Origin of the sequence: Marivibrio sp., from assembly GCF_040218065.1 — a bacterium.
GTDB lineage: Bacteria > Pseudomonadota > Alphaproteobacteria > UBA8366 > Aestuariispiraceae > Marivibrio.
Map to the genome: position 1 here is coordinate 108,100 of NZ_JAVJQE010000004.1, position 15,097 is coordinate 123,196.

Consider the following 15,097-nt stretch of genomic DNA (forward strand, 5'->3'; position numbering starts at 1 on the left):
GGCGGGGCCCGTCGCGGCGACTTACTGGCCGAGGCTGGCCTCGGGCTCTGAGATTTCGGTCCCGAAAAGCTTCATCTTCTGACGCTCGAAGGCCGCTTGCGGATCGTAAAGCGGGACCTCCAGGCCGAGCTCCCCCGCCGTCAAACGGCCCAGATCCCGGGCGACCGTGTAGGCGAAGACGACGCGGTCGCGTTCCGCGGAGATCAGGTTGACGCGGGCGTTCAGGAACTCCTGCTCCTGATCCAGCAGGTCCAGCACGCTCCGCCGGCCGACCTCCAATTCCGCCTGCACGCTGGCGAGCGCGACCTGCGCGGCCTCGACCTGCGCCTCAAGCGCCTGGATCTTCACCTCCGCCGCGCGGTGGTTCTCGTAGCTGGCGTAAAGCTCTTCGATGGCGGTGCGATAGGCCTGATCCAAGTCGAGGCGCCGTTGGCCGGCGGTGTATTTCGACGCGCGGATGCGGCTGAAGCTCTGGCCCTTCTGATAGATCGGTACGGTCAGCGTCACCGTCGCGACCGCGCTTCGATCGACGCTGCTGACGGTGTCGTTGCGCGTGCCCGCGCGCGATCGGGTGAAGGAGCCTTCCAGCGACAGGCGCGGCAAGAGCTCCCCCTCGGCGATCTCGACGTCCGTCCGCGCGGACTCGAGGTCGAAGATCTGACGGCGCACCGTAGGATTCGCCTCGACCGCCTCATGCGGCTTCGCCTCCGGCGGAGCGGGGACGGGAGGGGCCGTCGGCGGAATAAGCGCGCCCGGCGCCGCGCCCACCAGCCGCTCGAAGCGCTCCTGGCTGGCGGTTAGACGCGCCTCCGCCTCCGCGGTTTCCGCTTCGGCCGCGAACAGCCGTGATCGCGCCTGCGCCAAATCGGCCTGGGTGCGTCGGCGCAAGTCGAACTGCACCTGGGTGGCCGCCAGATGCTCGCCCAACACCTCGACATTGTTGCGTCGGATGACGACGATCTCGCGATCGCGCAACACGTCCATATAGGCGGTGATCGCGTCGAGCAGGACGGTCTGCTCGGTCTCGCGCAGCCGTTCGCGCGCCGAGGCGATGTCCTGTTCGGCCTTGCGCAGGCCGGCGAAGTTGCGGCCGCCGCGATAGAGGGTCTGGGAGAGGGTCAGCGCCTCGCTCTGCGTGTAGGAGACGGCCGTGCCGTTAGCGGCCGCCTCCTGACGGTTGGCCGTTCGCGAGTAGGATCCCGACAGTTCCACCGTGGGCAGCCAGGCCCCGACGGCCTGAGGGTACTGCTCGTTCGTGACGCGAAGCTGGGCGCGCTGCGCGTTCAGCACCGGGCTTTCCTGGTAGACGCGCGCCAGCGTCTCCTGCAAGGTTTGCGCAAGCGACAGGGTCGGCGCAAAGGCCGTAGCCAGCGCCAGGCAGAGGGTCGAGGCCGCCGTCGCAAACCGCATTTTCACGCCGCTCCCAGTCCGTTAAGAGCTACCATCCGCCCGCACCGGAGTCCACAGACGGGGGAGTCCACAGACGGGCGGCCCGAGCGGCCGGTCCGCGCCCGCGCAAGGAAACGCACGCCCATGGCTGATGTGACAATCGACGCCCGCCGATTTTCGCTGACCGATTTGGTCGGTCTGCTGATGCTTGAGGAAGATCAGGACGTCGCCGCCCTCGCGCGGCGGGTCGTCGCGTTGGAGAGACTCTGCGACGCGCGCGGGTTGACGGTGGACGCCGACGAACGCCGTGCGCAGCTGAACGACTGGCGCGCCGAGTCCGGGTTCGAAAGCGCCGCCGACATGCGAAGTTGGATGCGCGAATACGGCGTCGGCGACGGCGCGTTGAAACTGTTCGCCGCCATCCTTGCGATGGAGAGCGCGCTGCTCGACAGCGTCACCGACGCGGAGCTGGCCGCCGCTCGATCCGAGGCGCAGGAGACCCCGACCCGCGACGTGTACGCGATTCTGTGCGAGGACCGGTCCGCGGCGGAGGCGACGGCGGCCGAACTGCGCGGCGCGCCGGAGCGCTTCTTCGCCCTGGCGCATGCGCGTTCGATCGAACCGGCGAGCCGTGCGGCCTGCGGCTATCTCGGCCGAATGACCAAGGATGAATTGCCCGAAGGGCTGGGCGAAGCCCTCTTCGCCATTGATCCGGGCGAGATCGTCGGGCCGGTATCGCTGACGGATCTTTGGGCGGTCTGCACCGCCCATCCGCCGGTCTCGGAGGCGCCGGACGAAGAGGCGGACGCCCTGCGCGAGGAGATCGTCGAGACCCTGCTGGACGACGCGTCCACCTATGCGGTCGTCCAGCGCGGCTACCTCGACTGAAACTGACCGGCGGTCCGTCATCACCCGCTCTCCCGGTCTCAAGCCGCCGCCATCTGGCGGGCGCTGAGGTGATAGTAGAAGCCGCGCGCTTCGATCAGCTCCTCGTGCGTGCCTTGCTCGACGATCAGCCCGTCGTTCAGCACGACGATCAGATCGGCCTTGCGGACGGTTGAGAGCCGGTGGGCGATCATCAGCACCGTCCGATCGGCGTATACGTCGAGAATGGTCTCCATCACGACGCGTTCGGTCTCCACATCCAGCGCGGAGGTGGCCTCGTCCAGCACCAGGACGGGCGCATCGCGCAAGAAGGCGCGGGCGAGATTGATGCGCTGCTTCTGGCCGCCGCTCAGATTGGCGCCCTGTTCGACCAGTTCGGCCTCGTAGCCCCCGGGCATTTTCGTGATGAAGTCGTGCGCCTCGGCCTTCTTGGCGGCGACGACGACCTCCTCCAGCGTCGCGCCGGCCCGCGCCATCGCGATGTTGTCCCGCACGCTTCCCCGGAAGATCAGACTTTCCTGCGGAACCATCGCAATCTGCCGGCGCAGGCTGGGCAAAGCGATGTCGGCGTAGTCGAAGCCGTCGGCCAGCACAGTCCCTTCCTTCGGCTTGTAGAAGCCGAAAAGCAACTTGATGATGGTCGACTTGCCGCAGCCGGAGGGGCCGACGAAGGCGACCTTCTGACCGGGCTCTATCGTCAGCGACAGCCCCTGGACGACGTTGTCGGGATCGTCGTCCTCATAGCGGAAGGTGACGTTGCGGAACTGAAAGTGCCCCTGCAGCGAGGGGAGGTGGACCTTGTTCTCGCGATCGAAATCGGGATCGTACTCCGGCTCCTTCTCGCGCACGTCGTTCAGCCGTTCGACCGCGACCAGCACTTCCTGAATCTCGTCCCACTTGCCGATCAAGGCGTTGATGGGGTCCTGCACCCCGTTCGCCAGCACGGTGAAGGCGACGAGACCGCCGATCGTCAGCTCGCCCGCCATCACGAACAGGCCGCCGATGAAGAGCACGATGATGTCGCTCAAGCTGTCCACCAGCCCGGCCAGGATCTCGGCGCCCTGGCTCAGCTTCGCTTCCTTGAACTGCAGGTTCGTGACGCCGGCGAAGTGCTCCTCGTATTTCCAGCGGGCCTGATGGTCGGCGCCCAAGGTCTTGAGGGTCATGGCCCCGCGCATGGACTCGATCGTGTGGCTTTCGAAGGCGGCCTCTTTTACAAAACTCTCGCGATCGAGCTGGCGCACGCGCGGCGAGATGAAGCGCACGATGCCGATATTCAGGAACAGAATGGCGATCGCGCCCGCCGCAAGCCAGGCGTTCAGGTAAAACATCACGGCTGTGAAGGCGACCGCCGTCAGCAAGTTGATGAACGTGTCGAGGCCGTCCTCGGTGATGAATTGGGTGATTTCCTCGTGCTGCTCCAGGCGGTTCGTAACGTCTCCGATCTGGCGCACCTCGAAATAGGACAATGGCAGGCGCAAGAGGCGTCGATAGACGTCCGAGATCATTTCGTAGTTGATTCCGAGCGTCATGTTCAGCGCGATAATGTCCGTGATGTAGTCCATCACCATGTTCAGCAGCAGCACCACGATCATCACCATCAGCGCGATGGTGAGCCACTGCGCGTCCGCCTTCAGGATGACCTCGTCGACCACGAACTTGCCGAACAGCGGCCCGAACAACGCCAGCACCTGCAGGAAGACGGCGCCGGCGAACAGCTCCCAGATCGTGCGCTTGTGCGGCCGGAAGTAGGGGAAGAAGGCGGCGATGGAGGGCTTCGATTCCGGGAACGCGGCGAATTTCTCCGTCGGCTCCAGGAAGATGGTGTAGCGCGACCAATTCTCGACGAAGTGATCGATCGGATGCCGGACCAGCCCCTCGGCCGGATCGGCGACGCTCACATGGCTGTCCGTCACCTCGTAGACGACGATCCAGTGATACCCTTTCCAGTTCGCGATGCAGGGCAGCTTCTTTTCGCGCAATTGCGTGATCGAACTGATGAAAGCCTCGGTTTTGAAGCCCATCTCATGAGCGGCGCGCATGACGTTGGTCATCGACGCGCCGTCCTGGCGCACGCGCGCCATCTCGCGCGCGACGTTGAGGCTGACGGTCTTGCCGTAATATTTGGCGACGGTGACGAGGCAGGCGGCCGAGCAATCCATCTGACTATGCTGCCGGATCGCCGGATAGGCCGGCAGCGACAGCGCCGCGCGCAGGATCTTCACCGCCGTCGACCGCTTCGGCCCCTCGATCACCTTGGGCGCCTCGCGCTTGGCGCGACGCTCGCTCGGCGCGGCCTCCGCCGCCGCCTGGGGCTGCGGGCCCGCGACGGGCGCGTCGGGCGCCGTCTCCTGATCGGCGGCGGCGCGGACCGCCTCCTCTTCGACGTTGCGCAGGCGCCCGGCCATCAGATCGCGCAGCCCGCTCATAAAGGCGGCCTGCCGGTCCATTACGGCGCGGAACACGCCGCCTTGGATGCGGTAGGCGCGCACGGCCTCCAGCGCGTCGACGTTGGCGGTGCGCGGCTCGCCGCTCAACACGGCCATCTCGCCGACGATGTCGCCGGTCTTCATGACGGTCAGGCGGACCGACGGGGCCTCCTCGCGCGCTACGGCGAGGCGCCCTTCGCGCACGATGAAGACCCAATCCTCTTGAGCGCCTTGCCGGATCAGCCGTTCGCCCGGCGCCAGCGCGATCTCTTCCGCCTCTCGCGCGATGGCCCAAAGCTCTTCCTTCGGCGCGGCGCTCAGCACCTCCGAGGAGCGCAGGAATCCGACGATGTCCGACAGCCGCTCGGCCTCGGCCATGCGCGCGGCCGCGCTCGGGTTCGAGGCGAGGTAGGCGGCGAAGCGCTGGGCGTCGATCAACTCGAGCGTCGCGGCCGTCTCAGCGGCTTGAAGCCGGACCTTGGAGGCGCGATCCGCAGACGCTCCGAGCCGGCCCTGGACCGCCCCGGGATGAAGGCTGTCCACGCCGACCCAGTCGCCGCCGGGGGCCGGCTTGACGATGTCGAGACGCCCGGCCGCGACGTAGACCAAGCCCGGCGCCGGCGCGTCGACATCCACCAGCACGTCCCCGGGGGCGAGCTGGATCACCGTCGCCAGTCCGGCCACTTCGTCGCGCGCGCCGTCGTCCAGGAGGCGCAGCGCGTCCTGCTCGTCCAGCCGTTGGCGCAGGGTGACGCTCATCAGTTCGACTTCTTCAGCAACAAGGTCAGGATCCGCTGCTTCTTGGTCAGCAGATCGGCGGTGACGGACAGGCCGGTCTCAAGCGTTCGCTCCTCGCCGTCGACCCGAATGGTCTGTTTCTCAAGCGCCAGATGCACCACGAACTCCGGCTTGTCGGGCAGGGGGAAGACCCGCTCGACCACCGCCGGGACCGTGCCGTATTGCCGGAAGGGATAGGCGTCGACCTTGATGCGCGCCGGCGTCCCGGGCTCGACCTTCGAGACGTCCTTGTTGGGAAGGGTCGCGATCACGATCGGGCGGACGTCCTCCGGCACCACGACGGCGACGCGCGCGCCGCGTCCGACCGACTGACCCGGCGTGTTGAAGGCGAGGTCGGTGACCTCGCCGGCCCGGGGCGCGGTGACGATCAGCCGCGCGGCCTCGCCCTCCTTGAGCCGCAGATTGTTCTGCAGGTCGACCAGCGAGGCGCGCAGTTGCTGGCGGCCGTCGCGCATCTCCTGCAGGCTGTTGCCGATGGTCGCCAGCGCCTGCTCGTAATCGGTCTCAGCCTTCTGAACCGCTTGGTCGAGCTCCCGGATCGCGCGCTCGTAGCGCGCCTGCAGATCGACCATCCGCGAGTCCAGCTGCGCGATCTCAAGCCGCGCCTCGCCGATCGTCTTGCGTTGCTGATTGACTTGGCCCTGGGCGGTGATCAGCGCGTTTCGGCCTTCGACCACCTGGCTTTGCGGCACGATGCGCCGCTCCTCCAGATCCTCAAGCTGGGTCAGCTCCTGCTGCTTGATCGCCAGCATCTCGCGCCGCGCCGCGAGCGTGTCGCGCGCGACGGCGAGGCTGTTGCGCTGTTCGCGCAGCGTCTCCTCGATGATGGCGAGTTGGTTGTCGAGCGCCCGGCGCTCGCGGGCGGCGTCGGTCTCGCGATCGGCTTCGGCCTTGGCCAGATCCTCGGCGGCGGAGCGCAGTCGACTGATGAAGCCGAGCGCGGGGCCGGCGTCGACGAAGGCGCTCGCAGGCTCGTCGAGCACGCGCTGCGGATCGGCGTAGACCTCGGCCGTCACGTCGATCGCGCGCTCCAGCGCGGCGAGCTTTTCGCTCTCCAACGCCAGTTTGCTTTGCAGCGCGGTCAAGTCCGCCCCGATGCTGACCTGGGCGAGCTCCAGGATCGGATCGCCGGCGGAGACGCGCTCGCCCTGGCGCACGAAGACCTCCGTCACCACGCCGGCGGATTGCGCCTCGACGGAGAGGTTTTCGCCCTCCGGCGCGATCCGGCCTGAGACCGGCACGACCACGTGCACCTTCGCGAAATAGGCGATTGCGATGAGAACGATGATGACCGCGATGAAAAGATAGATCGCGCCGCGCATGAAGCGGTTCGGGATAGCCTCGATCACCTCGGACTTGGCGTCGAGGGCGCGTTTGTCCTGCGCATGCCGATCGAGCGATTCGAACTGCCCGGCGTCGTCGATCGCGGCCGCTTCTTCCGTCGCGCTCATCGCCCTAGCCCCCCGATTGATTGACCATGTAGGAGTAAAGCCCGCCGGCCGCGACGAGATCGTCGTGCGCCCCCGTCTCGGCGATCTTGCCGTCGCTCAGCACGACGATCAGGTCGGCGTTGCGGATGGTCGAGAGCCGGTGCGCCACCACCAGAGTGGTGCGCCCCTCCATCACCTGATCCAGGCGTTTCTGGATCGCGCGCTCGGATTCGCTGTCGAGCGCGGAGGTCGCCTCGTCGAGAATTAGGATCGCCGGATCCGCCGACAGCGCGCGGGCGATGATCAGGCGTTGCGCCTGCCCGCCGGACAGGCTGCGCCCGCCCTCGCCGACCCGGGTGTCGTAGCCCATCGGCAGCGCTTCTATGAAATCGGCCGCGCCGGCCAGCCGCGCCGCCGCCATCACCCGGTCGAGCGGCAGCTTGGGATCGGCCTTCGCGATGTTCTCGCGAATCGTCCCGGAGAAAACGAACGGATCCTGCTCGACGACGCCGATCTGCTGGCGCAACGAGCGCAGATCGAGCTTTGCGACGTCCAATCCGTCGATCAGCACCCGTCCGCCGGTCGGGCTCGCCATCCGGTTGACCAGATTGACCAGGGTCGATTTGCCGGAGCCGCTGCGACCGACGAAGGCGACCTTCTGGCCGGCCTTGATTTCCAGGTCGACGCCGTCCAGCACCGGCGTCCCATCCGCCCCCTCATAGCTGAAGCGCACATGCTCGAACCGAATGCGACCCTTCAGCGGCGGGCATTCGGCGACCGCGCCGCCGCTCGTCTCGCGGGGCTCGCGCAGAATGTCGTTCAACCGGTCGAGCGCGACGCGAAACTCGAGGAACTCGTCGTAGAAATTGGCGAGAGCCTCCGCCGGCCCCATTACGGACGCCACGATCGCGGTGAAGGCGATCAACTGACCGGGCGAGAGCGACCCGTCGAGCACGAAGGTGGCGCCGATCCCAAGCACCGCGACGTTCGAGCCCTGCTGCAGGAAGTCGGTGACGAACTCCATCTTCTGGTCGAAGCGCTCGCTCTCGCGTTCGATGAAGAGCGCGCGGCGAAAGAAGCCGCGGCCGCGTTCGATGAAGCTTTCCTCCTGCGCCATCGCCTTAACGGTGGCGACCCCCTTCACCACTTCGATCAGGTGCGATTCCTGGGCCGCGCCGATTTCGAAAGAGCGCTCGTCAAAGGCGCGCAGCTTGGGCGCGCAGTAGATGATCGTGGCGACGATCCCCAGGATGAAAACAAGGGCCACGAGGGCGAGCCTCGGCTCCATCACGAACAGGATCGGCGTGTAGATCAGGATCGCCAGCGAATTGACGATGATCGACAGGGCGCCGCTGGAGGCCATGTCGAGGATCTTCTCGTTCTCCTCGAACCGCGCGGTGAGCGATCCCGTGTCCCAGCGCCTGAGCGCGGCCATCGGCATCGACATGATGTGCCCGAAAAAACGGGTGAACATGACGCCGGAGACCCGACGCGTCAGATGCAGCATCAGGAATTCGCGCAGAGCGTCCGCGACAAGGCCGATGAAGGTCGCCAGCACCATGCCGACCAGCAGCAACACGAGCAGATCCTTGTCGCCGACGACCAGCACGTTGTCGATCAGGATCTGGGTGAAGAACGGCGGGATCAGGCCGAAGGCCTGCAGCAGCAATGTGATGCCCAATATCCGCATGATGACGCCGGCGAAGGGCTTCAAAAGCGGCAGGAACTGCTTGGGCAGGCTGAAGACGTTGGCGCCGATCGCGCCGAAGTCCGGCGCGTTCTGGACGATCAGCGCTTCGCCGTCCCAGCTGTCGAGAAACGCCTGACGGGAGATCCGGGCCAGTCCGTGCAGCGGATCGGCGATCACCGCCCCCTTGGCGTCCAGCTTGTAGAGCACGACGGGCGTCCCGCGGCGGAAGACGACAGCCGGACACATCAGCCTGTCGGCCTCGGCGTCCGGCAAGGTCACGAGCCGCGTCATCAGCCCGGCGCCTTCGGCCTGTCGGGCGATGGGGATCAGGCTGGTCGGCGGCTCGGCGTCCGCCCTCGGCTCTAGCGCCGCGAAGGCCTCGTCCGGCAGTCTGAACTGGCGGGCGGCCATGCGCAGACAGCAGACGCCGGCCTGGGCGGCGTCCGCGCATTGCGAGACCGGGAGCGAGAACCACCCCCCTTTGGGGCGCAAGACGCCTTCGCGCAGGGGCGGGCGGCCGTCGTCGTCGAAGGCCTCGCCCGCGTCGCTCGCCTCCGCAAAGGCGCGATGCTGGAGTCGGCGATTGTCGGCCAGCGCCTGGAGCGCGGCGACCGTCTCGGCCTTATCGCCGGCGATCTCCAGGAAATCTTCGCGGGACAGGCGCAGCACTTCGCAATCTTCGGCGCACTCCGCGGTGAAGAGCTGCGCGGAGCCGTCGATCAGCGTCGTCTCGCCGAACCCGTCGCCCGGCCGAAGCACCGCGGCGACGCGCCGGGTCGGCCGCTCGACGAACAGCCGCATGCGACCGCGCCGCAGCACGTAGAACCCGGGGGAGGGGTCGTCGGCGCCGACCAGCTGCGCGCCGGCCGCGGGGGTCAGCGTCTCCAGGCGGTCGATCAGGCTCTGAACCGCCTTGTCCGGGAGGGTCGTGAAGATGCGCTGGGTCTTCAGGAAATTGAACAGGTCCTGGCGGGCCAGCGCGGCCGCGACGCTCTCACGCAGCGCCGGGTTGCGCGCGACGAGCTCGAGAAAGCGATCCCGCCCGATCTTGATCGCCGTCGTCTTGCCGGCGGAGCGGATGGTGGCGGACACCGGCTGATCGAACAGCAACGAGCGCTCGCCGAACGCCGCGCCGGTCTTCAAGACGGCGAGCGTGACCTGCTTGCCGTCGTCGGCGTCGCGCAGCACGCGCACCTTGCCGCTCTGCAGGACGAAGAAGCCGGAGCCCTCGTCGCCCGCGCGCAGAATCGTCTCGCCCAGCTTAAAGCTGACGACTTCCGCCGAGCCCGCAATCGCGCGCAAATCCGTCTCGGGCGTCGCCGAGAACAGAGGCGTCGATTGCAGGACCTGGGTAATGTCTTGCAGGTCCATGGGCGCCCTACCGCCGACGCGGCCGGACCGGGGCGCCGCGGCGCCCCGGTCCGGCCGGCTCTTAAAGGGTTTAGGCGACCTCGGCTTCTTCCTCGTCGTCCTCGTCGGCCGCTTCGTCGTCGCTCGGCGCATCCTGGCGGGCGCCGGTGATCTTGTTGTCGAAGGCGGCGGCGGCGACGAAGCTCTCCAGCAACTCTTCGAAGGCTTCGTCGCGCATGGTCTCCTTGACGTCGTCGAAGCCGGGCTTCACGACGCGGCGCACGAGATAGAGAGTGTAGTCCTCGCCTTCCTTGATCGGCCCGATCAACGCGCCGTCGGCGGCGCCGAAGATCGCCGCTTCGGCCTCGCCGCGCACCATCTCGCGGGTGACCTCGCCCATGAAGCCGCCCTGGCGGAAGGTCGCGCCGTCGACCGAATGTTCGACCGCGAGGTTGTAGAAGCTGTCTTCCTCCTCTTCGATCTGGGCGCGCAGCTCCTGCGCCAGATCCTCGTCCTCGACGGTCAGGCCGTAGAGCTCCGCATACTCCATCGCCGCCTGGGATTCGGTGAAGGCCGGCTGCAGGTCGGCGTCGGTGATGCTCTCGCGAATCTTGTTCTGCAGGACGCCGATCTCCGCCGTCTCGCGCAGCGCCTGCTCGGTGACGCCTTCGCGGGCCATCCAGGCCCGCAGATCCTCCGCCTTCTCCAGGTCCATCGCATACCGCATTTCGCGGATCTGCTCTTCGATCTCCTCGCGGCTGGCGCTCAGCCCATGCTCCTTGGCGTATTGCATCACGCCGACGGCGCGCGCCGTCTCGTCCATCAGCGACGTGTCCGACAGCGCCGCCCGCCAACCGAGCGCGCGCTCCAAGGAAATCTCCACCCCGTTAATCTCTGCAAAGGCCGTCATGGCTCCCCCTCCTGTTTTCTCTATCCGCGCGCCGTGTAAAGGCCGCCGCCGGCGCGGCGCCCCGCGCGCCCGCTCCGTTGGGGACAGCGTACCTTGAGGAAAAAATTATGGGGAGCAAAAACGGTGGTTTTAGAAAAATTCAAGAGATCGTCGCGTGGCGACGAACGCGCCGGCCTGCGCGCACGAAAACGGCGGGGAATCGAACGATTCCCCGCCGCGTTCGGAGCTCCTCAGTCCGCGCGTCAGGCGGAGTGAGCCATCCGGCGGAACCGCGCGGCCATCCGGCTGTGGAAGGCGGCGCGCGCCATGAACTGCTTCCGACGGCTGCGGCGCGCCGGATTCTGGCGCCGCTTCGACATTTTCTTGCGGCGCATCATTTTCTTGCGGCGCATCATCAAGGCGCGTTTGCGCAGCATCGCGCGGCGCTTCATCATCATGCGACGACGGCGCATCGCGGCCGCCCGGCCAAAGCCGCCCAGCACGTCGCTGGCCGCGTCGTCGTCGAGCGACTGCGCGCGGACCGGCAGATCGGCGATCTCAAGGTCGAATTCGGTGAAATCGAGCGTGGACATTTCTTCGGTTCCTTTCACAAACATATCGTTTTGGTTGGTCGTTCGTTCTTCATTGTTATTGGCCTTGATCGGCGGTTTGTGAGGCCGAGGACGATGAATCGCCCCTCCGCTTCATCCCGAACAGCGTGACCGGGCGAGCCGGTCGGCGCTGTGACGGTGCGCACACTGTACAGCACTTTATCGGATTTTGAGGAATATTTTATCTCGCCCTGAATTCCGGCATAGAGGCGGCGATCGATGCGCAGCAGCGTCTCGCGCCCGACGCCGCCTTCCTTTACGGCGCCGGCGAACGCTCCGCCCGGCCGGGAAAAGGGGGAGGGCGGCTTCAGTCATCCTCCCGGAATCCGGGGAGGGACGCTCGTCTCGGCGCGCGGCGGCGGCCCCCCAAGGCGCAGCCACCCCCTACAGTTCCGAGATCGCAAGATCCATGGCGGCGATCAACTCGTCGGCGTGCTCGACGCCGAACACCAAGGGCGGCCGGATCTTGAAGACATTGCCGTGACGCCCTTCCTTGCCGACCAGCACGCCCAGCTCGCGCATACGCTCGCGAACCCTCGCGAGTTCCTCCCCCGCCGGCGTCTTGCTGCGACGGTCCGTGACCAGTTCGACGCCGGTGATCAGGCCGTGACCGCGCACGTCGCCAATCAGCGCGTGTTTCCGCATCAGCCTCCTTAGACCCTTCTGCAAGCGCTCGCCGGTAAGCCGGGCGTTCTCCATCAGGTTCTCGCGCTCGATCACGTCTAGGACGGCGACGCCCGCCGCGCACGCCACGGGATTGCCGCCGAACGTCGAGAAAAGACCCGTGCGACGGAAGAACTCGTCCTGGATCTCAGCCGTCGTCACGACGACGCCGAGCGGGAAGCCGTCGCCCGCCGGCTTGCCCATGGTCACGATGTCGGCGGGCATGCCGTGGAAGTCGAAGCCCCACATGTGCGTGCCCGGCCGGCCGAAGCCGTACTGAACTTCGTCGGCGATCACCAGACCGCCGGCGTTGCGAATTATCCGCGCGACTTCTTGGAGATAGTCCGAGGGTACGTCGGGGATGCCGTTCGAACAGAACGAGGTGTCGATCATGAAGCAGGCCGCGCCAAAGCCGGCCTCGTCGAGCTCCGCGACGGCGCGGTCCGCGTCGGCGGCGTACTTCCGGCCGGCGTCCTCGCACTTCGGGCCGTACGGGCCGCGGTAGGTGTCCGGTTCCTGCAGCAGGCGGACGTGGGGCTGCAGGCCCAGTCCGTCCTGAGGCGACAGCGCCGCGATCGCCTCGGTGATGCCGTGATAGGCTTCCTCCATGATGATCGCACCGCGCCTGCCGGTCAGCATGGTCGCCATGCGCCAGGCGACGTCGTTGGCCTCGCTGCCGGAGTTCACCAGAATAACGCGATCGAGCCCGCTGTCCTTCGGCATCGTCGCGACCAGCTTCTCCGCGTAATCCATGATGACCGAGTAGACGTAGCGCGTGTTCGTGGCGAGCTGACGGGCCTGCCGCGAGACGGCGTTCACGACATAGGGGTGACAGTGCCCGACGCTGGGCACGTTGTTGTAAGCGTCGATGAAGGCGCGCCCGTTGGCGTCGAAGAGTATCGCGCCGCGCCCCCGTTCGACGTGAATCGGCTTCTTGTAAAAGGTGCTCAGTCGCTTTCCGAGGAGGTCGTGGCGCCGTCTGATCTGGTCGTCCAGATCCTCTGACTCCGGCGTATCGCGCTCGCCCGTCGGACACCAGACCGGAAAGCGCAACTCCTTGCGCAGTCGCGTCCGCGCCGCCTTTGCGCCGATCGTCAGCATCCGATCGATCGTCGCCCAGCACGGTTCTTCATGATCGAGGAGATAGGCGGGCGAGTCGGTGCGCGCGACCTTGCGTCTGGCGATTATGATCGAGGCCATCGCGTGGCGCGCCAGGACGTGATCGAACAGCAGGTCGATCTCGTCGTCCTCGAGCGGGTTGATCTGGTCGTAGCCGCGCGCAATCTCGGCGATCGTCTCGATCGGGTCGTCGGCGCCGACCGTAAAGGCCTCCGCCGACATGGCGATCTCGCACAAGAGCGGGGCGTGCACCATGTCGCCGAAGTCGATGACGCCGCCGACGCGACGCGCGTCGTCCGTTCTCGTGACGACGTTGGATGAATTGGCGTCATTGTGGATCACCTGGCTTCGCAAGACGTCCCAACGCGGCAGGATCGTGCGGACGAAATGGTCGGTGACGGCCTCGACGTTTCTCCGTGCGCCCGTGTCCGCGATGTCGGCGACGTGAGCCTGCAGCGCGGGCGTCTGGCGCAGGTCCCAGACCAGGGTATGTCGGGCGCTTGGATGAAAGAAACCGCGCAGCGCCAGATCGAGGCGGGCCAGCGTAGACCCCAGATCATGGAGCAATTCAGGGGCCGGCGAGACCTCGCCGAGCACCGCGCCCGGAAGCCATGTCAGCAGGCGCACGATGCTGGTGCGGCCGTCCGGCGCGGTGACGCGCGCCATGGAGTCGCCCCGCCGAGTGCGACGGACATGCGGCACCGGGAGATCCGGGGCGTGCCTCTGGATATGGAGCAGAGCCTCTGTCTGAAAATCGATGACCGCGGGATCTTCGTCCGGGTGGAAAAACTTCAGGATGAAGTCGCCCTGGTCGCTCGCGAGCTTGTAATTGGCGTCGCGATCGGACGGAAGGGCCTTGAGCGTCCCCTCCAACCCAAAGATCTCCCTGGCGGCCTTGGCGGCGAACGCGCGCGGCGCTTCCGGCACGTCGCTGGTCAGGAATTTGATGTCCCCGGCGCTCTCGTCCATCGTCTTCCCCCTTGGCCCGAACCGATCGGATACTGCCTGGGCGCCGCCTTAGAGGAAAGGTCGCCGTCCGCCGCCCGAGGCGTCGGCGGTTAAATCGCCTGTCGGTGACCGCTGAGGGGGCCGTGCGTTCTTTGTGAGGGAGGGGTCGGAGCCGCCAGCTTTGCAGGGCGTCGGCCGCATCCGCCAAGCGATCCGGCTCGATCCTCTGTGAAGGCGTCCTCATTCATAATGGGCGACCGACGGCGCGGGTGAACGCCTGGCGCGCCGGCGAGGGGCTGACGCTCGCTGCGCCCTCGGCGCTCGCGCTCAATCTGCGCCGGCCGTCGGCGCCGGCGCAGCGATCCGGGGCGGGTTCTATTTCCTGGCCCTAGCAGGACGACGCGGCTGCGGGACGGCGCATAGGGCTGGTGTCCGCCCTTTCCTGCTTGCGCCTACCGACCGTTCGTTTCGGAGCCGAAAAGGGCGTTTCGTCCAAGATAAGGTCGCAGCAGCTTTTCGCCGATCGGAACAGCGCGCGCCCCGTCGCCGGAGACGCCGCGGCATAGGCCGGATCCGCCCGGCGGCGTCGGGAAGATGTCGCGGCGCCGTCCTGAAGCGACCCGCCCAGGCTCGTACGACGTCGCTTAACCCTTGGAAATTTAGGAGAGAATCAAAAAAACCGCGGCGCAGGGCTGGGGGAGTAGGACGCAACCCGGTCTCCCGAAACCGCAGGAATCTCCCGTTTTCTCGACGCCGGCGACGGCCTCGCAACAGAAGCATGTCGCATCGGAATCACCCAGTCCAGCGGGTCGTATGGGGCAGGGAGTGCTGTGCGAAACCGGAGATAAGAGGGAGAGAATCATCGGGAGCCCGTGTAGCGACAGGGCGCGTCAGTC

8 protein-coding genes are annotated in these 15,097 nt (G+C 66.8%); 1 reads left to right on the forward strand and 7 read right to left on the reverse strand.

Annotated elements, in window-relative coordinates; all coding sequences use genetic code 11:
- Positions 1-21 precede the first annotated feature (21 nt).
- Positions 22-1,410: a TolC family outer membrane protein gene (locus tag RIB45_RS01935; protein ID WP_350048202.1), complete on the reverse strand. Its 1,389-nt coding sequence runs from the start codon at positions 1,408-1,410 to the stop codon at positions 22-24.
- A 123-nt stretch (positions 1,411-1,533) separates the two neighbouring features.
- Between RIB45_RS01935 and RIB45_RS01940 the strand changes: the two genes are divergently transcribed.
- On the forward strand, positions 1,534-2,277 hold the full coding sequence (locus RIB45_RS01940) for a peptidylprolyl isomerase (protein ID WP_350048204.1): 744 nt from the start codon (positions 1,534-1,536) through the stop codon (positions 2,275-2,277).
- Positions 2,278-2,315: 38 nt separating this feature from the next.
- On the opposite strand, the gene RIB45_RS01945 is transcribed toward RIB45_RS01940, so the two are convergent.
- From RIB45_RS01945 to RIB45_RS01970, 6 genes are all read right to left on the reverse strand, one after another.
- Positions 2,316-5,462 carry a peptidase domain-containing ABC transporter gene (locus RIB45_RS01945; RefSeq protein ID WP_350048206.1) on the reverse strand — a complete coding sequence of 1,049 codons (3,147 nt, stop codon included), beginning with the start codon at positions 5,460-5,462 and terminating at the stop codon, positions 2,316-2,318.
- Positions 5,462-6,952 (reverse strand): beta-barrel domain-containing protein, encoded by a 1,491-nt coding sequence (locus tag RIB45_RS01950; RefSeq protein WP_350048208.1) that lies wholly within the window; start codon positions 6,950-6,952, stop codon positions 5,462-5,464. Before RIB45_RS01950 ends, RIB45_RS01945 begins: the two co-directional genes overlap by 1 nt.
- Before the next feature lie 4 nt (positions 6,953-6,956).
- On the reverse strand, positions 6,957-9,992 hold the full coding sequence (locus RIB45_RS01955) for a peptidase domain-containing ABC transporter (RefSeq protein WP_350048210.1): 3,036 nt from the start codon (positions 9,990-9,992) through the stop codon (positions 6,957-6,959).
- Between the two features lie 70 nt (positions 9,993-10,062).
- Positions 10,063-10,881 carry a peptidylprolyl isomerase gene (locus tag RIB45_RS01960; protein ID WP_350048212.1) on the reverse strand — a complete coding sequence of 273 codons (819 nt, stop codon included), beginning with the start codon at positions 10,879-10,881 and terminating at the stop codon, positions 10,063-10,065.
- A 242-nt stretch (positions 10,882-11,123) separates the two neighbouring features.
- A complete protein-coding gene (locus RIB45_RS01965; RefSeq protein ID WP_350048214.1) occupies positions 11,124-11,453 on the reverse strand; it encodes a hypothetical protein in 330 nt (109 codons plus the stop codon).
- Between the two features lie 402 nt (positions 11,454-11,855).
- Positions 11,856-14,222 carry an aminotransferase class III-fold pyridoxal phosphate-dependent enzyme gene (locus RIB45_RS01970; protein ID WP_350048216.1) on the reverse strand — a complete coding sequence of 789 codons (2,367 nt, stop codon included), beginning with the start codon at positions 14,220-14,222 and terminating at the stop codon, positions 11,856-11,858.
- Between the last annotated feature and the right edge of the window lie 875 nt (positions 14,223-15,097).

Coding starts and splice junctions, on each gene's coding strand:
- RIB45_RS01935 (WP_350048202.1), bottom strand. CDS start 1,410: ATGCGGTTTGCGACGGCGGCCTCGACCCTCTGCCTGGCGCTGGCTACG.
- RIB45_RS01950 (WP_350048208.1), bottom strand. CDS start 6,952: ATGAGCGCGACGGAAGAAGCGGCCGCGATCGACGACGCCGGGCAGTTC.
- RIB45_RS01940 (WP_350048204.1), top strand. CDS start 1,534: ATGGCTGATGTGACAATCGACGCCCGCCGATTTTCGCTGACCGATTTG.
- RIB45_RS01965 (WP_350048214.1), bottom strand. CDS start 11,453: ATGTCCACGCTCGATTTCACCGAATTCGACCTTGAGATCGCCGATCTG.
- RIB45_RS01955 (WP_350048210.1), bottom strand. CDS start 9,992: ATGGACCTGCAAGACATTACCCAGGTCCTGCAATCGACGCCTCTGTTC.
- RIB45_RS01945 (WP_350048206.1), bottom strand. CDS start 5,462: ATGAGCGTCACCCTGCGCCAACGGCTGGACGAGCAGGACGCGCTGCGC.
- RIB45_RS01970 (WP_350048216.1), bottom strand. CDS start 14,222: ATGGACGAGAGCGCCGGGGACATCAAATTCCTGACCAGCGACGTGCCG.
- RIB45_RS01960 (WP_350048212.1), bottom strand. CDS start 10,881: ATGACGGCCTTTGCAGAGATTAACGGGGTGGAGATTTCCTTGGAGCGC.